This window comes from Kitasatospora sp. NPDC048194, assembly GCF_043202455.1.
Lineage (GTDB): Bacteria > Actinomycetota > Actinomycetes > Streptomycetales > Streptomycetaceae > Kitasatospora.
The window spans coordinates 1-18,736 of record NZ_JBIDAK010000027.1 but is presented as its reverse complement, the minus strand read 5'-3'; the positions used below and the strand labels follow the sequence as shown (position 1 = coordinate 18,736).

Here is an 18,736-nt window from a genome sequence, read left to right as displayed (position 1 = left end):
CAGATAAGACTCTCGAATTACGAAAGAGGGCTTGACGACCAGTGCTTGACGTCAACTTCTTCGACGAGCTCCGCATCGGCCTGGCCACCGCCGACGACATCCGCCAGTGGTCGCACGGCGAGGTCAAGAAGCCGGAGACCATCAACTACCGCACCCTGAAGCCCGAAAAGGACGGACTCTTCTGCGAGAAGATCTTCGGCCCCACCCGGGACTGGGAGTGCTACTGCGGTAAGTACAAGCGCGTCCGCTTCAAGGGCATCATCTGCGAGCGCTGCGGCGTCGAGGTGACCCGCGCCAAGGTGCGCCGCGAGCGGATGGGCCACATCGAGCTCGCCGCCCCGGTGACCCACATCTGGTACTTCAAGGGTGTGCCGTCCCGCCTCGGCTACCTGCTCGACCTGGCGCCGAAGGACCTCGAGAAGGTCATCTACTTCGCCGCCTACATGATCACCTGGGTCGACGACGAGCGCCGCCAGCGCGACCTGCCGTCCCTGGAGGCGCACGTCTCGGTCGAGCGCCAGCAGATCGAGAACCGCCGCGACGCCGACCTCGAGGCCCGCGCCAAGAAGGCCGAGACCGACCTGGCCGAGCTGGAGGCCGAGGGCGCCAAGGCCGACGTGCGCCGCAAGGTGCGCGAGAGCGCCGAGCGCGAGATGAAGCAGCTGCGCGACCGCGCGCAGCGCGAGCTCGACCGCCTCGACGAGGTGTGGGCCCGCTTCAAGAACCTCAAGGTCCAGGACCTCGAGGGCGACGAGCTGCTCTACCGCGAGCTGCGCGACCGCTTCGGCACCTACTTCTCCGGCTCGATGGGCGCGGCGGCCCTCAAGGACCGCCTGGAGACCTTCGACCTGGCCGAAGAGGCCGAGCGCCTGCGCGAGATCATCCGCACCGGCAAGGGCCAGAAGAAGACCCGTGCGCTCAAGCGCCTCAAGGTCGTCTCCGCCTTCCTGCAGACCAGCAACAAGCCCAACGGCATGGTGCTGGACTGCGTCCCGGTCATCCCGCCGGACCTGCGTCCGATGGTGCAGCTGGACGGTGGCCGCTTCGCGACCTCCGACCTGAACGACCTGTACCGCCGCGTCATCAACCGCAACAACCGCCTGAAGCGCCTGCTCGACCTCGGTGCCCCCGAGATCATCGTGAACAACGAGAAGCGCATGCTCCAGGAGGCCGTCGACGCGCTGTTCGACAACGGCCGCCGCGGCCGTCCGGTCACCGGTCCGGGCAACCGCCCGCTGAAGTCCCTCAGCGACATGCTGAAGGGCAAGCAGGGTCGTTTCCGTCAGAACCTGCTCGGCAAGCGAGTCGACTACTCGGCCCGTTCGGTCATCGTCGTCGGCCCGCAGCTCAAGCTGCACCAGTGCGGTCTGCCCAAGGCCATGGCGCTGGAGCTCTTCAAGCCGTTCGTGATGAAGCGCCTGGTCGACCTGAACCACGCGCAGAACATCAAGTCGGCCAAGCGCATGGTCGAGCGTGCCCGCCCGGTCGTGTGGGACGTGCTCGAAGAGGTCATCGCCGAGCACCCCGTCCTGCTGAACCGTGCGCCCACCCTGCACCGCCTCGGCATCCAGGCCTTCGAGCCGCAGCTGGTCGAGGGCAAGGCCATCCAGATCCACCCGCTCGTCTGCACCGCGTTCAACGCGGACTTCGACGGTGACCAGATGGCCGTCCACCTGCCGCTCTCCGCGGAGGCGCAGGCCGAGGCCCGCATCCTGATGCTGTCCTCGAACAACATCCTGAAGCCGGCCGACGGTCGCCCCGTCACCATGCCGACCCAGGACATGGTGCTCGGTCTGTTCTTCCTCACCTCGGACCGCGAGGACGTCAAGGGCGCCGGCCGCACCTTCTCGTCGACCGCCGAGGCGATCATGGCCTTCGACGCCCGCGAGCTGGACGTCCAGGCCCCGATCGAGCTGCGCCTCGGCGCCGGCACCGTCCCGCCGCGCGGCTGGACCGCTCCGGTGGACGAGGACGGCCAGCAGACCTGGTTCGAGGGCGAGCCCTTCCGCCTGAAGACCACCCTGGGCCGCGCGCTCTTCAACGAGCTGCTGCCCGAGGACTACCCGTTCGTCGACTACGAGGTGGGCAAGAAGCAGCTCTCCGCGATCGTCAACGACCTGGCGGAGCGCTACCCGAAGGTCGTCGTCGCGGCGACCCTGGACAACCTGAAGGCGGCCGGCTTCCACTGGTCGACCCGCTCGGGCGTCACCGTCTCGATCTCGGACGTCATCGTCCCGCCGAGCAAGCCCCAGATCCTGGAGGGCTTCGAGGCGAAGGCGGAGAAGGTCCAGAAGCAGTACGAGCGCGGTCTGATCACCAACGACGAGCGCAAGCAGGAGCTCGTCGGCATCTGGACCCAGGCGACCAACGAGGTCGCGGACGCCATGGCCGCGAACTTCCCGAAGACGAACCCCATCTTCATGATGGTCGACTCGGGTGCTCGTGGAAACATGATGCAGATGCGCCAGATCGCCGGTATGCGTGGTCTGGTGTCGAACGCCAAGAACGAGACCATCCCGCGACCCATCAAGGCGTCGTTCCGTGAGGGTCTGTCCGTGCTGGAGTACTTCATCTCCACCCACGGTGCCCGTAAGGGTCTGGCCGACACCGCCCTCCGTACCGCCGACTCCGGTTACCTCACCCGTCGTCTGGTCGACGTCTCCCAGGACGTCATCATCCGCGAGGAGGACTGCGGCACCGAGCGCGGCCTGAAGCTCGCGATCGGCCACGTGGGCGCCGACGGCGTCCTGCGCAAGGCCGACGACGTCGAGACCAGCGTGTACGCCCGCATGCTCGCCGAGGACATCACCGTCGACGGCAAGCTGCTGGCCACCGCCAACACCGACCTCGGCGACGTCCTGATCGACGAGCTGATCCGCCACGGTGTGGGCGAGGTCAAGGTCCGCTCGATCCTGACCTGCGAGTCGGCCGTCGGCACCTGCGCCATGTGCTACGGGCGCTCGCTGGCCACCGGCAAGCTGGTCGACATCGGTGAGGCGGTCGGCATCATCGCCGCCCAGTCCATCGGTGAGCCCGGTACCCAGCTGACCATGCGTACCTTCCACACCGGTGGTGTGGCCGGTGACGACATCACCCAGGGTCTGCCGCGTGTCGTCGAGCTCTTCGAGGCCCGTACCCCCAAGGGTGTGGCCCCGATCTCGGAGGCCGCCGGCCGGGTCCGCATCGAGGACACCGAGAAGACCCGCAAGCTGGTCATCACGCCGGACGACGGCAGCGACGAGATCGCCTACCCGGTCTCGAAGCGCGTGAAGCTGCTGGTCAGCGAGGGCGAGGCGGTCGAGGTCGGCCAGAAGCTGACCATGGGCGCCACCAACCCGCACGACGTCCTGCGCATCATGGGCCAGCGTGCCGTCCAGATCCACCTGGTCGCCGAGGTCCAGAAGGTCTACAACTCGCAGGGCGTGTCGATCCACGACAAGCACATCGAGATCATCATCCGGCAGATGCTCCGCCGCGTGACGATCATCGAGTCGGGCGACGCCGAGCTGCTCCCGGGCGAGCTCGTCGAGCGCGGCCGCTTCGAGCAGGAGAACCGTCGCGTGGTCGCCGAGGGCGGTCACCCCGCCTCCGGCCGTCCGCAGCTGATGGGTATCACCAAGGCCTCGCTGGCCACCGAGTCCTGGCTGTCGGCCGCCTCCTTCCAGGAGACGACCCGGGTCCTCACCGACGCGGCGATCCACGCCAAGTCGGACCCGCTGCTGGGCCTCAAGGAGAACGTCATCCTCGGTAAGCTCATCCCGGCCGGTACGGGCCTGCCCCGCTACCGCAACATCCGGGTCGAGCCGACCGAGGAGGCCAAGGCCGCGATGTACTCGGCCGTCGGCTACGACGACTACGACCTGTCGCCCTTCGGCGCCGGCTCCGGCCAGGCGGTCCCGCTGGACGACTACGACTACGGCCCGTACACCGGCTGAGTCACCTCTTCGGCCGGTCACGGCCGTTGAACGCCGCAGGGCGGCCACCCCGCAGGGGGTGGCCGCCCTGCGGCGTTTCCCGGGGGTGTCCCTCAGCGGGCGGCCGCGGCCGCCCGCCAGTCCTCCAGCCTGCGGATCCGGGTGTGGGTGTCCGGGTGGGAGGAGAGCAGGCGCTGGCCCAGGCCCGGTCGGACGGCGCGGCCCCCGTTCTCCCGCGCGGCCAGTTCCAGGGCCTGCTCCTCGTCGCGGAGGAAGCCGTGGAACACCTCGATCATGGCGTCGGCGAAGCCCAGCTCGGCGGCCTGGATGTCCGCCCGCAGCTCGGACCGGCGGCCGACCGCAGCGAGCAGGTACGGCGTGACCAGGACCAGCAGCAGCGGGGGGAAGGTGAGGGCCACGGCCGCTACCAGCACCACCGCGGCCAGACCGACCGCGAGGGCTCCGAGCAGGGAGAACACCGAGGCGATCTGGATCGCGATGACCGCGACGAACCGGAAGACCGCCCAGCTGATCCGGGCCGGCAGCGAGTACCAGTAGCCGAGCAGCGTCGCCCAGGCGTGGCCGCCGCGATGGTGGCCGAGCTCGTGGGCGAGCACGGCGGCCAGCTGCGCGTCGGGGAGGGTCTCCAGCGCGTACCGGGTGACACCCACGATGTGCCCGGCAGCAGCGGTGGCGTTGATGCCCTTGCGGTCCTCGATCCACAGGTCGTAGGACGCCGGGTCCACCCCGGCCTTGGCGGTCACCTGGTGCCAGATCGGCTCCAGGCGGACCAGCTCCGAGTGCAGCGCCGGGCGCATCCGGAACAGGTAGCGGGCGAGGACCTTCTCCGTGGGGCGGTGGAAGACCAGCGCGCCGGAGGCGATCCAGAGGCCGATCAGCACCACGTTCGCGGGGGAGGGGAGGAGCAGCGAGACCATCGCGATGACGCCCAGGCTGCAGAGGAAGTGCGGGAGCTGGAAGAGCAGCTGGCCGATCGTGGTGGCATCGGCGCCGCGCTGGCGGGCGGCCAGGTGGATCCGGCCGGTGTGCGGGTCGATGTCGACGGTCGGGTCGAGGACGGGCGGCTGCGACGGAGCGGGTGGCGGGGCGAAGCCCTGGAAGGGGGCGTGAGCGGGGGCGTGGGGCGCCTGCTGGCTGGACGGTCGGTGCCCGGACGGGGGCGCGTACTGCGGCGGCATGGCGGTGCCGGGGTGCTGCGGGGGCGGCGCGGTGGGGTACTGCGGCGGAGCCGTGGGCGGGTACTGCGGTCCGCCGGCGGGGTACGGCGGTGGGGGCGGGGGAGCGGCCGGGTACCGGGGAGCGCCTTGCGGGTGCTGCGGCGGGACGGTCGGGTACTGCGGCCGTGCGGCGGCGGGGTACTGGGGTGGCAGGGCGCCCGGAAGGGTCGGTTCGGTCATGACGGATCCTCGGGAAGGGGACGGGACGGGACGTTGACGCGCGGGTGCGCGGCGCCGGCGCCCGTACGGCGGCGGTGGACGGGAAGGGACACGGGGGTGGGCGGGTGCGCGGAGCCGGTTCAGCCCAGGAGCAGGGCGGTGACCAGCGGGAACAGTCCGGCGCCGAAGGCGAGGATGCCGACCCGGACCCAGGAGTGCTTGCGCGAGGCGATCAGGCTGTTCTCGGCGAGTGCGGTGCGGACGGCCTCGGCGGCGAGTTGCTCGCTCTCGGCCAGGGCCTCGGCGAGCAGCCCCTGCTCGGCGGCCCGGCGGATGTCCCCGAAGTACCCGAGCGGGCGGCCGGGACGCCAACTGCTGCGGCCGTACCGGGGCAGCACCGCGAGCAGCAGGGAGACCAGCGACACGGCGATGCCGAGTCCGCCGGCGGCGAGCAGGATCCGGGCGGGGACGGAGAGCTGATGCGGTGCCCAGCCGTTGCTCGTGAGCAGGCCTCCCAGCGTCCCGACGATGACGCCGAGCGCGGCGACCAGCACGGCCGCCTTGCTGTCCGCGCGGGCGATCTCGGTGCGGAGTTCGGCCAGCAGGGCCGCACCGGGTGGCGGGGCCGGGGCAGGCGGGAGGGGAGGGACGGACACGGTGGGCTCCTCGGATCACTGGGTGAGGGGCGGGTTCGGGCCCTGGCCGAGCCCGGGTGTCTCCGGGCCGCCGGGCCGGTGGCGCAGGATGGCCTCGAAGGCGGCCTTGGCGTCCTGGCGCGGGCCCTCCAGCTCGAAGTCCTCCAGGGCGTCCTGGTCGAGCAGCCGTTGGATCACGGCGAGCTGGCCCTGGACCAGTTCCTGCTGCTCGTCCTTCAGGTAGCGGAGCGCCTGCGGCAGGTCCTCGGGGTGGGCGGCGACCTGGAGGGCCCAGGCGGTGATACCGCCCTGCTCCAGGTGGTACTGGTAGAACTTCGCCTTCGCGGCGAGGACCTCGTTCGCCTCCTGGACCTGGCGGAGGGCGTGCGGATGGGCCTGGGTGTCGAAGTGGTAGCCGCGCAGCCGCGCCTTCTGGTCCCGAGCGGCCTGGTCGATGTCCAACTGGACGGCGCAGCCCACCCGCAGGCCCTCGGCCACGGCGATGGGGTGCTCGTCCAGCGCCTGCTGGACGGCGAGTTCGGCCTCGCCGCTCTGGTCGGTGGACAGGGTCCGGGTGACGGCGCGCATCCGCTGCCGGATGCGGGGGACCAGCAGGGCCGGGACGTCGCCGATCCTGCTGGTCACCACCAGCTCGGGGGCGAGGACCTGCCAGTCGACCTCCACCACGGCCTCGAAGGCGCCGACGTCGTCCCGGCCGGGCAGCCGCTCCTCCACCCGGAAGTGGTGCAGGCCGAGGTCGATCTCGTAGGCGGCCTGGTACCCGCGGCCGACCAGATCGCTGAACCCCGGGCGGTGCGGCGGCAGGAAGACCCGGTGCTCGCCGGAGGGCGAGGTCAGCACCAGGGCCGAATCGGCCCGGGCGGCCGGCCGCTTGGGCAGGCCGAGCGAGCGGCCCAGGGGGTGGACCTTCAGGACCGGGTCGGTGCGGTTCCCGGCGGATAGGTGTCGTGCCGACATGCGCGGATGCTCCAGGATCGGATGGGCCGGTCAGTTCGTTCGTCCGGACAGGGCGGCGGGACCGCCGTCGCGGACGGTGCGGACGAGGTGGTCGAGCCGTCGGCGGTCGCGTTCGGTGACCGCCAGGTCGTCGAACATCTCGGCCAGTTGGGCATCGGTCTCGGGGTGGTCGGCGGCGCCGACCAGCCAGCCGCGCAGCACCCCGAGGGCGACGGTGCCGTAGAGGCGGTCCGCGAGCGCCGTACGCCACAGGGCGGCGAGCAGGACGCGGACGGGCAACGGCTCCTCGGGTGGCGACAGCACCGTCACGCTGACCACGCTGCCCGGCTCGGGGCGCGGGCTCCGGGCGTACCAGTCGAGCAGCAGCGGTCGGCCGACGACGGTGTCCTCGGTGCGCTGCGCGGCGGTGAGGAAGGCGGCCAGGGCGAGCTGCCGCAGGCCGGCCGGGCCGGACAGCCACCGGACCAGGGCGTGCAGGGCCTGCTCGGCCTCGGGGGACAGCAGCAGCAGTTCGGCCGCCTCGACCAGGCCGAGTGCCTGGTAGCGGTTGGGCTGGTCGCCGGCCGGTGCCTGGTCGCCGAGCCGGATCGTGGCGGCGAGCTGGTCGAGGTCCGTGGCGGTGAGCCGTTCGGCGGCCAACGCGAGGGCCTCCAGGGCCTGGGCCGGCAGCAGCGGGCCGAGCAGGGCGTAGCAGCGGATCGCCGTCCAGCGGCGGCGGGCGTTGTCGTCACCGGCCCAGCTGCGCAGGATGCGCGGGACGGCGGCGGTGCCGGCGTGGTAGGCGAGGGCGAGGCTGTTGGCGGCCTGTACGCAGAGCCGGAAGTCCTTGGCGCCGGACCAGGGGCCGAGCAGTCCGCTCATCGTGGCGGAGAGGTCGACGGAGGCCAGCAGGGCGGTGGCGGAGGCCACCCGGGTGCGGACCAGGGCGCGGGAGTCGGTGGCCAGCGCGTTCAGCCAGCCGGTGATGGCGGGGCGAGCGGAGGGGTGGCTCGTCCACACCTCGCGCAGCAGGGTGTGGGAGGTGCGGGGATCGAGGAAGGAAGCCATCCGCTGCGGTACCGGCCCCCAGGGGGTCTGCTCGGTCTCCTCATTGAGTTCGGCCCGGGCGAGCGAGAGCCGGTCCTCGATCGAGCTGCCGAAGGGCGGGATGCCGTCGGGTTCCCCGGCGGTGCGGATGGTCTCCAGGCGGCGGAACAGCTTGTCGGCGCACTCGGCGGCGAGGGTGTAGGGGGCGTGGTCGAAGACGGCCAGGGCGATCAGGAACGCCTTCTCCCGGAGGTGGAGCTCGGGATCGCCGAACCACCGGCCGACCTGCTCCTGGACGAAGCCGTGGCCGAAGTCGACGAGGTCGGACGAACTGCCCGTCCCGGGCACGTGCGCGGACAGCGGGCCGGCGAACTCGGCGATCTCCCGGATCGGCCGGGGCTTGGCGAGGAACTGGCGGACGGGCTCCTGGGCGAGCAACTCCTCGGTGCGGACGCCCTGCTCGCCGTCCGGCAGCAGGGCGTCCAGGTGGGCGGCGAGCACGGCCCGGGCCTCGGGCGGCTGCCAGTCGAGCGTGGGCAGATCCCGGGCCGAGCCGGACCGCAGCGTGGTGATGACCAGGTAGCCGTTCTGCTTGGCGAGGGTCTCGCGGAGCCGGTCGAGGTCGGAGCGGCGCAGCGGGCGGGTGCGGGAGGTGGTGTAGTCGGCGAGCAGGTAGCCCTCGGCCTCATCGGCCCCGTTGAGCAGGGCGGCTGGGGAGACGTCGGGGTCCAGGTTGCGGATCCGGCTGAGGCCCAGGGTGCTCAGCAGCATCAGTCCGGCGGAGCGCCGGCCCGTATCGGCACGGCCGGTAAGGATCAGGACGCGCTGCTCGTGCAGTTGGCGGAGCGCCCGTTCGAAGGCCGGTCCGCGCCGGAAGACCCGGGCGAGGGCCGCCAGTTCCTCGATGGGCACCTCGCCCGAGACGTGCAGCGGCGTGCCGAAGGCGGAGCCGAGCTGGTAGACGGTGGTCTTGTGGCCGGTGACGACGTCGCCGTGAACCCGGCCGCCGGAGACCACGTGCTCGTCGCCGCCGACGAGGTTGCCGCCGAAGCGGGGGGTGCCGCCGGCGAAGAGGAATCCGCGGTCGGCGAAGGAGTCGGGGACGTGTTCCAGGAGTTCCCGGGCGGCTTCCCAGGCGTTCTGCGGCTCCTCCGGCGGGGCCTCCTGGAGCTCGTCCTCGCGCTCGGGCTCGACCGGCTGGGCGACGGCCTCCGGGTCGGCGGTGGCGGTCATCGGTCGCCGCCGACGGTGTTGCCGGTGTTGACGTCGCCGTGGACCTGGCCGCCGGAGACGGTGTGGTGGTCGCCGCCGATCAGGTTGCCGCCGAAGGACGGGGAGCCGCCGAGGAACTGGAAGGTGGCGGGGGGCCGGGCCCCACCCGGGGCGGCCGCGGCGGCCGGGGTGGGTGCGGGCTGGTCCGGGGCGGCGGCCGGAGTGGACGGGGTGGGCGCGGGTTCGCCGTGGAGCCAGGCCGGGAAGTCGCCCTCCTTGCCGTGGACGGTGATCCGGTAGAACTCCCCGGTCGGCAGCCCGCCGTGGCCGTGCCGGACGATGCCCTGGTAGACCGTGTCGGACACGCTGAGCACGCACGGGGCGTCGGCGCGGTGCTTCAGCGCCTCCCGCAGGGCCGTCGAGTCGAGGAGCCGGAAGGCCTGGTTGAGGTCCCAGCCCACGACGCCGCCCAGTGCTCCGCCGAGTTCCTGCACGGCGACCTCACCGGAGGCGAGCACGATGCGCAGCCGTACCCGGGCGCTGTCGGCCGCGAGGCGGTTGTTGGCGTTCAGCAGCGCGGGGGTCTCGTTGATCAGGGCGTGCACCAGCCTGGACTTGGGGACGGTCGGGTTGATCAGGGCCATCACCGAGTCGCCGCGGTCCTCCAGCCGTTGTTCGGCGGCCTCGACGCCGGCGCTGCGCAGCGTCTCGCGCAGGACGGAGTAGAGCATCCGGCGCATGAAGGCCTGTTCCACGTCGTCCCGCCGACCGAACTGCTCGATGTCGAGCAGCAGGATGGTGTGGTTCACCGGCTCGGTCATGGTCACCTCTCGGTTCGTCGTCGGGCTCCAGCCTGCCCGCTGTGGGCGTGCCGGCGTGAGCGCGGGTGAAGCACTCGTTCTGTGACGGTGTGCACAGAACGGCTCTGCGGATCAGCGGAGTTGACCGGGCCTCCGAAGCAGGTCGGGGCGCGCGATGACCAGCGAGCGGCGACTGGTGGAGACGATTCCGCGGTCCCGCAGGGACTTCAGCAGTCGGGCGACGGCCTCGCGGGAGGCGCCGACGGAACCGGCCAGTTCCTGCTGGCTGAGCGGGACTGAGACGACGATGCCCTCGGCGGTGCGGCGGCCGTGGGTGCGGGCCAGTTCCAGCAGGAGGTCGGCGAGCCGTTCGCTGACGCTGAGCGAGGCGAACTTCAGCCGGTGGTGGTCGGCGGCGCGCAGCCGGTCGGTGGAGAGGGCCAGCAACTGCATCGAGGCGGCGGGGGTGCGCTGCAGGTAGGCGGTGAAGGCAGCGCGGTCGACGGCGGTGGCCTCCACCTGTTCCAGCGCGGTGACGGTGGCGGCCCGGGGCCGTCCGCTGAGGGCCGCGGACTCACCGATGATGTCGCCGGGGCCGCGCAGCGCGAGCAGCGCCTCGTACCCGTTCTCGGCCGCGGCGGTCACCTTCAGCCAGCCGTGCAGGACGAGCAGGACGTGGTCGGAGGGTTCGCCCTCGCGCAGCGCGGTGGACCGTGCGGGGTAGCTCAGACGGCGGCCGAGGGCGAGCAGTGCGCTGCGGTCGGCCTGGTCGAGTCTGGCGAGGAAGGGCACCCGGTCGTCGAGGCCGTGGCCGGTCGCGGAAGCGGGTCCGCCGGACGGCGTGTTGGCCATGCCTGATCAGCCCTCGGTGTGTCTCGCCTCGGCAGGGGTGGGGCGCGGGAGGTTGAGCGCGGGCAAACAAGCTACTCGTGAACCGGCTGCTCCGCCGGTGAATCCGTGAATTCTCCGCACGCTCCTCCCCCTTGAGGGGGAGCCTGCAGAACCGTTCCGGCGGGGGAGGTGGCGGAAGGGGCGGTCGCGGGAGGCTCCTCGGTGTCGGGTGACGGGATCGTGGAGGGTGGACATGAAGCGGGTGCTGGGCGCGGTGGCGATCACGGCGGCGGTGGTGCTGGGGATGCAGGGGTGCGTCGGGTTCTGGGAGTCCGACGAGCACCGGACGGTCAGCTACGGGGTGGCCGAGCGGATCAGCGAGCTGGTGGTCGACGGGGAGAGCGGCGGCGTGGTGGTGATTGGCGGCGGTGACTCGGTGGGGGTGGTCGAGGAGCAGAGCTACCGGGGCGAGGCGCCGCAGAGCCGGCACGAGGTGAAGGACGGCGTGCTGACGCTGGGGTACGCGTGCGACTCCTGCGGGGTCGGGTACACGGTGCGGGTGCCGGCCGGGACGAAGGTGCGGATCAGGGAGGGCAACGGCGGCGTCAGGCTGTCCGGGCTGGCCGCCGAGGTGGACGCCGCCGTGGAGAACGGTGGGGTGGAGGCCACCGGGATGACCTCGCCGACGGCGCGCCTCAGTGCGACCAACGGCGGGGTGCGGGCCGAGTTCACGGCGGCGCCGACGACGCTGGACGCCGAGGTCGGCGACGGCGGGGTCCGGCTGACGGTGCCGGGCGGCGAGGCGTACGCGGTGGACGCCCGGACGGACTCCGGCGGGACGGACGTGGGCATCCGCTCGCAGCCGGGCGCGGCGCACCGCATCACGGCGGTGGCGAAGACCGGCGGCGTGACGGTCAGCGGTGGCTGACCGGGCGGTGCCAGAGGTTCTGCCGGTGGGGCATGATCTCCTCCGTGGGGGCGTCGGCCCCGGGTACGGGGGAGGGGCGGCGGTGGAGAGCGCGACGCGTTGGCGGGTCCGGACGGCCGGGCTGAGTCCGTACGTGCTGGACTCGGTGCTGGCGCTGGCGTCCGCGGCGGTCGCGGTGTGGGCGGTCTACAACGACGACGTCGCCTGGCCGGCGTGGGTCTACCTGCTGGCGGTGGCCACCGCGGTGCCTCTTCCGTGGCGGCGCTCGGCGCCGCTGGCGGTGCTGGCGTCGAGCGCCGCCGCCGAGATCGCGTTGTCCGCGCTGGCGCACTCGGCGAACGCCCAGGTGCCGCTGGCCGGTGTCATCGGCCTCTACACGGTGGCGGAGCGGTGTTCGGACCGGGTGCGCTGGTCGGTGCTGGTCGTTGCGGTGGTCGCCAACGTGATCGGGACGCACTCGCCGAACGGCATGGTGTTCAGCGTGCTCACCTCGGCCGGCTCGTTCGTCTTCGGCTCCCTGGTGCGCGCCCAGCGGCAGTTGGCCCAGGTGCAGGCGGAGCGGGCGCGGGAGGCGGGGGAGCGGGCGGCCAGTGAGTCGGCGCGGGCCGTTGCCGAGGAGCGGGGCCGGATCGCCCGGGAGATGCACGACATCCTGGCGCACGCCGTGTCGCTGATGGTCATCCAGGCCGAGGCCGGTCCGCTGGTGGTGCGCGGCGATCCGGACCGGGCGATCCGCGCCTTCGACACCATCGCCGACACCGGCCGCGACGCGATGGTGCAACTGCGGCGCGTGCTCGGTGTGTTGAAGGACCCGGAGGCGGGGCAGCAGTTGGCCCCGCAGCCCAGGCTGAGCGAACTCGCCGACGTGGCCGAGCGGGTGCGCCGGGCCGGCCTGGCCGTGGAGTTCGAACTCGCCGACGGGCTGGGCGCGGTGCCCGCGGACGTGGAGGCGGCGGCCTACCGGATCGTGCAGGAGGCGCTGACCAACACGGTCAAGCACTCCGGGGCCGACCGGGCCGCGATCCGGGTGCGGCGCAGTCGTGACGTGCTGGAGGTCGTGGTGTCCGACAACGGGCGCGGCGTGCCGCTGGGAGCGGACCGTACGGTGGCGGGCTGGTCCGGCGGGCGCGGGCTGGTCGGCATCCGCGAGCGGGCGGCGGCCTGCGGCGGCCGGGCCGAGGCCGGTCCGGGGCCGCAGGGCGAGGGTTTCCTGGTGAGTGCCCGGCTGCCGTTGGGGCGGGCGGGCGTGCTGGAGAGGGCGGGCGGATGACGTCGATACGGGTGGTGGTCGCGGACGACCAGGAGCTGGTGCGGGCCGGGTTCGGGATGATCCTGGACGCGCAGCCGGACATCGAGGTGGTGGCCGAGGCCCGCGACGGCGCCGAGGCGGTCGAGGCGGTGCGCCTGCACGGCCCGGACGTGCTGCTGCTGGACGTGCGGATGCCGGTGATGGACGGGCTGGAGGCGGCCCGGCGGGTGTGCGCGGAGTTCCCGTCCACCAAGGTGATCATGCTGACCACCTTCGACATCGACGACTACGTCTTCGACGCGCTGTACGCGGGCGCCAGCGGCTTCCTGCTCAAGGACGTCCGCCGGGACGACCTGGCGCACGGGGTGCGGATGGTCGCCTCGGGGGAGGCGCTGCTCGCGCCGTCGGTGACCAAGCGGCTGATCGGCGAGTTCGCCGCCCGCCGGCCGGGCGGGCCGGAACGGCCGGTGCGGCCGCCGTCCCGGCTGCTGGAGCAGCTGACCCTGCGCGAGCGGGAGACGCTGCGGCTGATCGCGCGCGGGATGTCCAACGCGGAGATCGCGGCCGAGCTGGTGGTGAGCGAGCACACGGTGAAGACGCACGTCAGCAATGTGCTGAGCAAGCTCGGGCTGCGCGACCGGGTGCACGCGGTGGTGTTCGCGTACGAGGCCGGGGCGGTGGTGGCGGGGGAGTCCTGACCGGCTCCGCCGCCGGCTCCCTCGTACGGGGGAGGCGGTGGGTTCGCCGGTGCGGGCGATCCGCGACGAGGGGTCCGGCGGACAGGCTCTGCGGTGTCGGAGCACGCCCACCGTTGGAGATCGTCAGATGAACGCCACCCGCACCGCCCGTCTCGCCGGCTACGCCGCCGTCGGCGCCCCCGCGCTGATGGCCCTGTACGGCGGCATCCGCCTGGTGCCCGGCTCCCGCCAGCCGGGCCTCGGCTGGACCGCCGGGCACACCGCGATGTTCGCCGGCCTGCTGCTGTTCGTCCCCGTGCTGCTCGCCCTGCGCGGGCTGCTCGCCCCGCGCGGCACCGCGGTCGGGCGGCTGGCCGCCGACGCCGCACTGGGGACGGCGTTCGCGGGCCTGCTGGCCTCGCTGGTGCAGATCGGGATCGACCTGTGCGTCGGCCTGGCCGCGGCCACCAAGGAGGAGCAGTCGCGGTTGTTCGAGCGGATCCAGGACGTCCCCGGGGTGCTGCCCGCCGTGTACCGGGTCGGCCCGCTGCTCTTCTACGTCGGCCTGCTGGCGCTGCTGGTCGCCGCCGCGGTCGGCCGGGACCGGACGCTGCGCTGGTGGAGCCCGGTGCTCATGCTGGTCGGCACCGTCGCCTCGGCGGCCGACCTGGCGTTCATCCCGCTCGCCGCCGCCTGCTACCTCGGCGCCCTGGCGCCGCTGACCCGCCCGGCCACCCGGCAGCAGCCGGCACTGGTCTGACCGTCGGCTCATCCGCGGCCCGGTGGGCGGCGGGAGGCGGTCGGCCGCCCTCTGCGCGTCGGCTCATCCGCGGCCCGGTGGGCGGCGGGAGGCGGTCGGCCGCACCCGGATTTTCGGTGGCCGCGGCGGCCGGGCGCCCGTACCGTCCGCGGTATGAACGCGAAGCGCCCCCTGATCGCCGTGCTCACCGGCGCGGGCATCTCGACCGACTCCGGCATCCCCGACTACCGCGGCCCGCAGGGGCTCTGGCAGCGGGACCCGTCGGCCCAGGAGCTCGTGACCATCGGCCCGTACCTGGCCGACCCGGAGGTGCGCAGGCGCGCCTGGCTGATGCGCCGGGACGCCGGCGCGCTCGCGGCCGAGCCCAACCCCGGGCACCGGGCGCTGGTCGACCTGGAGCGCTCCGGCCTCCCGCTGCGGGTGCTCACCCAGAACGTGGACGGGCTGCACCAGCGGGCCGGCCTGCCGGCCCGGAAAGTGCTCGAACTGCACGGCACCGCACGGGAGGTGCAGTGCGCGAGCTGCCGGGTGACCGGGCCGATGGAGGAGGCGCTGGCCCGGGTCGAGGCCGGGGAACCGGATCCGGCCTGCCGGGAGTGCGGCGGGATCCTGCGGCCGCGCACGGTGATGTTCGGGGAGAACCTGGATCCGCAGGTGCTCGGGCAGGCGGACGCGATCGCCCGGGCCTGTGACCTGTTCGTCGCGGTCGGCACCAGCCTCCAGGTGTTCCCGGTGGCGGCGCTGCCGTACACCGCGGTGGAGTCCGGCGCGAAGCTGATCATCCTGAACGCCGAGCCGACGCCGTACGACGAGGCCGCGGCCGAGGTGATCCGGGAGCCGATCTCCCGGGCGCTGTCCGGGCTGGTGCGGCGGCTGGTGACGGAAGGGGCCTGAGGACGCCGGGCCGGAAGGGCCTCTGCACGGCGCACCGCGTGCGTACGATGATCCTTCCGGCTCCCCCTCACGGCCTGGAGTGACCACCGATGACGACGACGTCGACGTTCGACCCCTGGTCCGCGGCTTTCGTGGCCCACCCGTACGACGCGTACGCCGAACTGCGCGAGCACGCGCCGGTGACGTACTTCGAGCCCACGAACCAGTGGCTCGTCTCCCGCCACGAGGACGTCAGCGCCCTGCTGCGCGACCGGCGGCTCGGCCGCACCTACACCCACCGGTTCAGCCACCAGGAGTTCGGCCGCCCCGAGCCCGACCCGGCGCACGAGCCCTTCCACACCCTCAACGACCACGGGCTGCTCGACCTGGAGGCGCCCGACCACACCCGGATCCGCCGCCTCGTCTCCAAGGCCTTCACCCCGCGCATGGTCGAGGGGCTGCGCCCGACCGTCCGGCGCCTGGCCGGGGAACTCGTCGACGGGCTGCTCGCGGCGGGCGGCGGGGACCTGATCGCCGCCGTCGCCGAGCCGCTGCCGGTCGCCGTGATCGCCGAGATGCTCGGCGTGCCGGAGTCCGACCGCCACCTGCTGCGCCCCTGGTCCGCCGACATCACCGGGATGTTCGAGCTCAACCCGAGCGAGGAGACCGCCCGTCGGGCCGTCGCCGCGAGCATCGAGTTCTCCGACTACCTGCGCGCGCTCATCCGCGAGCGCCGGGTGGAGCCGGGCGACGACCTGATCAGCGCGCTGATCCAGGCCCAGGAGGGCTCCGACGCGCTCAGCGAGCAGGAGATGGTCTCCACCTGCGTGCTGCTGCTCAACGCCGGCCACGAGGCCACCGTCAACACCACCGGCAACGGTTGGTGGGCGCTGTTCCGCCACCCCGAGGAGCTCGCCCGGCTGCGCGGCTCGGTGGACGAGCTGCTGCCCACCGCCGTCGAGGAACTGATGCGCTGGGACACCCCGTTGCAGATGTTCGAACGCTGGGTGCTGGAGGACGTCGAGGTCCGCGGCGTCACCGTCCCGCGCGGTGCCGAGATCGCCCTGCTGTTCGGCTCCGCCAACCGCGACCCGGAGCGTTTCGCCGACCCCGACCGCCTCGACCTCGGCCGCACCGACAACCCGCACATCACCTTCGGCGCCGGAATTCACTTCTGTCTGGGCGCCCCCCTTGCCAGACTGGAGCTCACCGAGTCCTACGGCACGCTGCTGCGCCGGGCCCCGGGCCTGCGGCTGGCCGGCGAGCCCGAGTGGAATCCGGGCTACGTGATCCGCGGGCTCAGGGAACTGCTGGTCGAGGTCTGAGGACCGAGGACCGAGGGGGGAGAAGGCCGTGGGGAAGGCTACGGGGGCGTTGCTGGGACTGGCGATCGGCGACGCGATCGGCCGGGTGACCGAGTTTAAGAGCGTCGAGGAGATCGCCGCCGTCGAGCCCGACTGGCGGCGACTCCCGCTGCCGAAAAAGGCACTGGTCACCGACGACACCCAGATGACGCTCGCCCTCGCCCGCGGCCTGCGCACCGCCCTCTCGCGCGGCCCGCTCACGCCCCTGCGGCTGGCGCGGCCGGTCCGCGAGGAGTTCGTCGACTGGTGGCGCTCCCCGGCGAACAACCGCGCCCCAGGCATGACCTGCCTGCGCGCCTGCGAGCGGCTCAGCCACGACAAGTACCGCTGGCAGCAGGCCAGTGACGTCGGCTCCAAGGGCTGCGGCGCCAACATGCGGGTCGCCCCGATCGGGCTGATCCGCGAACTGGACGCCCGGCAGCTCTCCGGCGCCGCCCAGCTGCAGTCCGCGCTCACCCACGGCCACCCGACCGCCCTCGCCGCCGGCGACCTCACCGCGTACGCCGTGCGCAAGCTCGCCGAGGGCGCCCCGCCCGCCGGCCTGCCCGCGGCGCTGCGGGCGTACGCGCTGGCGAACCGCGAGCGGTACGACGAGTTCTGGCTCGGCGACCTCGCTGCCCACTGGCACGGCGGCTCCCCGCAGTCCGTCATGGCCCGCGGCTGGGACGACTGCCTCACGGTGCTCGACCAGTTGGAAGCCGCGCTCGCCGCACCCGACCCGGAGGCCGACCCCTGCCTGGCCACCGGCGAGGGCTGGGTCGCCGAGGAGGCCTTCGGCACCGGCCTGCTCTGCTTCCTGCTGCTGCCCGACGACCCGGTCGCCGCCGTCCGCCGCGCCGCCTACAGCTCCGGCGACTCCGACTCCCTCGCCTGCCTGACCGGCGCCTTCGCGGGCGCCCACCACGGCGAGTCCGCCTGGCCCGAGGAGTGGGTCGACCGCATCGAGTACCGGGACGAACTCCTGGAGTTCGGCGCCCTCTGGGACTGAGTGGTCAAGGCTTGGTCTCGCGGCCGAAGTTCCCCCGGAACAGCGCCGCCGGGTCGCCGGCGGCGCTGCCTCACCGGGTTGCTCCGGGGTCGGCCGGGTACAGCTTGACCAGGTGGGGCGTCAGGCCCAGGAACGCCAGCGACCTCACCTCACCGTACGTCGCGAGCCGGTGGCCGATGCGCTGCGCGGAGTCCAGCCCGAACAGCTCCTCGAAGTAGTCCAGTTGCTCGACGGTGAGCGGCAGCGCCCGCAGCGAGGCGAGGAGTGCCGACATCGCGTCCGACAGCTTGGAGAACTGCGCGGGACCTGTGATCCCCTTGACCTCCACCACTACGGGGAACGGGTACGGCGCAGCCTCCCCGGACGTACTCGCGAGCCTCATCGCCCGCCACCTTCCGGGCCCACCAGAGCCCAAACGATCTTTCCAATGCCTTCCTGCCGAGGCGCGCAACCCCACTCCACTGACAGGGCCTCCACCAGACACAACCCACGCCCCGAGAGGTCATCCGGGCTGGCTGTGCGCCGGATCACCGGCTTCTCGCTGCTCGCGTCGTGCACTTCGATCCGAAGGTGGCCGCAGACCAGCTCGAAGTGCACCGCAATGCGGCTGCCCGGGGACACCCGGGCATGCACCACCGCGTTGGTCACGAGCTCGGATAGGACCAACTCGCCAACGGCAAGCAGGGGTTCACTGGGTGAATTCAACTGGTCGTCGCAACACCCTGATCTCGGAGGTATGCGGCGTGGCCACAGCGGACTGGAGTTTGAAGACCAGCGATGTTCCGGAGGGGCGACGTCGGCAGTGGCGCGCTGACCGTGCGTTGCGGCCGGCGATGCGTTCGCCGGGACGGCCTGATCCGTCTCGGGTCGTGCAGCGCCAGTTCTGGCGCCGGATCGCCACGGGGGTCACGACGGTGGAGGCGTCGCTGGCGGTCGGCGTGTCGTGGCCGGTGGGTGCGAGGTGGTTTCGTCACGCTGGCGGCATGCCTCCGATCTCGTTGGCCGAGCCCTCGGGCCGGTACCTCACGTTCGAGGAGCGCGAGGAGATCGCGATCCTCAGGGCGATGAGCAAGGGCGTGCGCGAGATCGCCCGCGCCCTGGGGC

Annotated in this window: 17 protein-coding genes; 9 read left to right on the top strand and 8 right to left on the bottom strand. The window is 72.7% G+C overall.

Annotated features, from left to right (window positions below):
* Positions 1–41: 41 nt before the first annotated feature.
* Entirely contained in the window at positions 42–3,935 is a 3,894-nt protein-coding gene (locus tag ACGF07_RS26940) for a DNA-directed RNA polymerase subunit beta' (protein ID WP_350749890.1), read from the top strand.
* 92 nt (positions 3,936–4,027) lie between these two features.
* On the opposite strand, the gene ACGF07_RS26935 is transcribed toward ACGF07_RS26940, so the two are convergent.
* The 6 genes from ACGF07_RS26935 to ACGF07_RS26910 form a co-directional block, all read right to left on the bottom strand.
* Positions 4,028–5,332: a M48 family metalloprotease gene (locus tag ACGF07_RS26935; protein ID WP_392902773.1), complete on the bottom strand. Its 1,305-nt coding sequence runs from the start codon at positions 5,330–5,332 to the stop codon at positions 4,028–4,030.
* A 119-nt stretch (positions 5,333–5,451) separates the two neighbouring features.
* Entirely contained in the window at positions 5,452–5,967 is a 516-nt protein-coding gene (locus ACGF07_RS26930; protein ID WP_392902771.1) for a Pycsar system effector family protein, read from the bottom strand.
* A 15-nt stretch (positions 5,968–5,982) separates the two neighbouring features.
* A complete protein-coding gene (locus ACGF07_RS26925) occupies positions 5,983–6,924 on the bottom strand; it encodes a hypothetical protein (RefSeq protein ID WP_392902769.1) in 942 nt (313 codons plus the stop codon).
* 30 nt (positions 6,925–6,954) lie between these two features.
* On the bottom strand, positions 6,955–9,183 hold the full coding sequence (locus ACGF07_RS26920) for a hypothetical protein (protein WP_392902767.1): 2,229 nt from the start codon (positions 9,181–9,183) through the stop codon (positions 6,955–6,957).
* Positions 9,180–9,983, bottom strand: a complete 804-nt coding sequence (locus ACGF07_RS26915) for a hypothetical protein (protein WP_392902764.1) — start codon at positions 9,981–9,983, stop codon at positions 9,180–9,182. Before ACGF07_RS26915 ends, ACGF07_RS26920 begins: the two co-directional genes overlap by 4 nt.
* Before the next feature lie 111 nt (positions 9,984–10,094).
* Complete coding sequence (locus ACGF07_RS26910; protein ID WP_392902762.1) at positions 10,095–10,814, bottom strand: Crp/Fnr family transcriptional regulator; 720 nt, start codon at positions 10,812–10,814, stop codon at positions 10,095–10,097.
* 232 nt (positions 10,815–11,046) lie between these two features.
* Between ACGF07_RS26910 and ACGF07_RS26905 the strand changes: the two genes are divergently transcribed.
* The 7 genes from ACGF07_RS26905 (at position 11,047) to ACGF07_RS26875 (ending at position 17,632) form a co-directional block, all read left to right on the top strand.
* A complete protein-coding gene (locus tag ACGF07_RS26905) occupies positions 11,047–11,721 on the top strand; it encodes a DUF4097 family beta strand repeat-containing protein (protein WP_350745605.1) in 675 nt (224 codons plus the stop codon).
* Between the two features lie 82 nt (positions 11,722–11,803).
* Positions 11,804–12,991: a sensor histidine kinase gene (locus ACGF07_RS26900; RefSeq protein WP_392902759.1), complete on the top strand. Its 1,188-nt coding sequence runs from the start codon at positions 11,804–11,806 to the stop codon at positions 12,989–12,991.
* Entirely contained in the window at positions 12,988–13,668 is a 681-nt protein-coding gene (locus ACGF07_RS26895) for a response regulator transcription factor (protein WP_350745611.1), read from the top strand. Before ACGF07_RS26900 ends, ACGF07_RS26895 begins: the two co-directional genes overlap by 4 nt.
* 127 nt (positions 13,669–13,795) lie before the next feature.
* Positions 13,796–14,407 (top strand): hypothetical protein, encoded by a 612-nt coding sequence (locus ACGF07_RS26890; RefSeq protein ID WP_392902757.1) that lies wholly within the window; start codon positions 13,796–13,798, stop codon positions 14,405–14,407.
* Positions 14,408–14,560: 153 nt separating this feature from the next.
* A complete protein-coding gene (locus ACGF07_RS26885; RefSeq protein WP_392902755.1) occupies positions 14,561–15,301 on the top strand; it encodes an NAD-dependent deacetylase in 741 nt (246 codons plus the stop codon).
* Positions 15,302–15,390: 89 nt separating this feature from the next.
* A complete protein-coding gene (locus ACGF07_RS26880) occupies positions 15,391–16,605 on the top strand; it encodes a cytochrome P450 (protein WP_392902752.1) in 1,215 nt (404 codons plus the stop codon).
* Between the two features lie 28 nt (positions 16,606–16,633).
* Positions 16,634–17,632 (top strand): ADP-ribosylglycohydrolase family protein, encoded by a 999-nt coding sequence (locus tag ACGF07_RS26875; protein WP_392902750.1) that lies wholly within the window; start codon positions 16,634–16,636, stop codon positions 17,630–17,632.
* Between the two features lie 70 nt (positions 17,633–17,702).
* On the opposite strand, the gene ACGF07_RS26870 is transcribed toward ACGF07_RS26875, so the two are convergent.
* Together ACGF07_RS26870 and ACGF07_RS26865 are read right to left on the bottom strand one after the other, a co-directional pair.
* Positions 17,703–18,014 (bottom strand): hypothetical protein, encoded by a 312-nt coding sequence (locus ACGF07_RS26870; protein WP_392902748.1) that lies wholly within the window; start codon positions 18,012–18,014, stop codon positions 17,703–17,705.
* A complete protein-coding gene (locus tag ACGF07_RS26865) occupies positions 18,011–18,298 on the bottom strand; it encodes an ATP-binding protein (RefSeq protein ID WP_392902878.1) in 288 nt (95 codons plus the stop codon). The genes ACGF07_RS26870 and ACGF07_RS26865 overlap by 4 nt, the downstream gene beginning before the upstream one ends.
* Before the next feature lie 98 nt (positions 18,299–18,396).
* On the opposite strand from ACGF07_RS26865, the gene ACGF07_RS26860 reads away from it, so the two are divergent.
* Positions 18,397–18,736: helix-turn-helix domain-containing protein (locus ACGF07_RS26860; protein WP_392902875.1), on the top strand; the 340-nt coding region annotated here is incomplete at its 3' end.

Coding starts and splice junctions, on each gene's coding strand:
- ACGF07_RS26915 (WP_392902764.1), bottom strand. CDS start 9,983: ATGACCGAGCCGGTGAACCACACCATCCTGCTGCTCGACATCGAGCAG.
- ACGF07_RS26920 (WP_392902767.1), bottom strand. CDS start 9,183: ATGACCGCCACCGCCGACCCGGAGGCCGTCGCCCAGCCGGTCGAGCCC.
- ACGF07_RS26935 (WP_392902773.1), bottom strand. CDS start 5,332: ATGACCGAACCGACCCTTCCGGGCGCCCTGCCACCCCAGTACCCCGCC.
- ACGF07_RS26910 (WP_392902762.1), bottom strand. CDS start 10,814: ATGGCCAACACGCCGTCCGGCGGACCCGCTTCCGCGACCGGCCACGGC.
- ACGF07_RS26885 (WP_392902755.1), top strand. CDS start 14,561: ATGAACGCGAAGCGCCCCCTGATCGCCGTGCTCACCGGCGCGGGCATC.
- ACGF07_RS26925 (WP_392902769.1), bottom strand. CDS start 6,924: ATGTCGGCACGACACCTATCCGCCGGGAACCGCACCGACCCGGTCCTG.
- ACGF07_RS26905 (WP_350745605.1), top strand. CDS start 11,047: ATGAAGCGGGTGCTGGGCGCGGTGGCGATCACGGCGGCGGTGGTGCTG.
- ACGF07_RS26870 (WP_392902748.1), bottom strand. CDS start 18,014: ATGAGGCTCGCGAGTACGTCCGGGGAGGCTGCGCCGTACCCGTTCCCC.
- ACGF07_RS26895 (WP_350745611.1), top strand. CDS start 12,988: ATGACGTCGATACGGGTGGTGGTCGCGGACGACCAGGAGCTGGTGCGG.
- ACGF07_RS26880 (WP_392902752.1), top strand. CDS start 15,391: ATGACGACGACGTCGACGTTCGACCCCTGGTCCGCGGCTTTCGTGGCC.
- ACGF07_RS26890 (WP_392902757.1), top strand. CDS start 13,796: ATGAACGCCACCCGCACCGCCCGTCTCGCCGGCTACGCCGCCGTCGGC.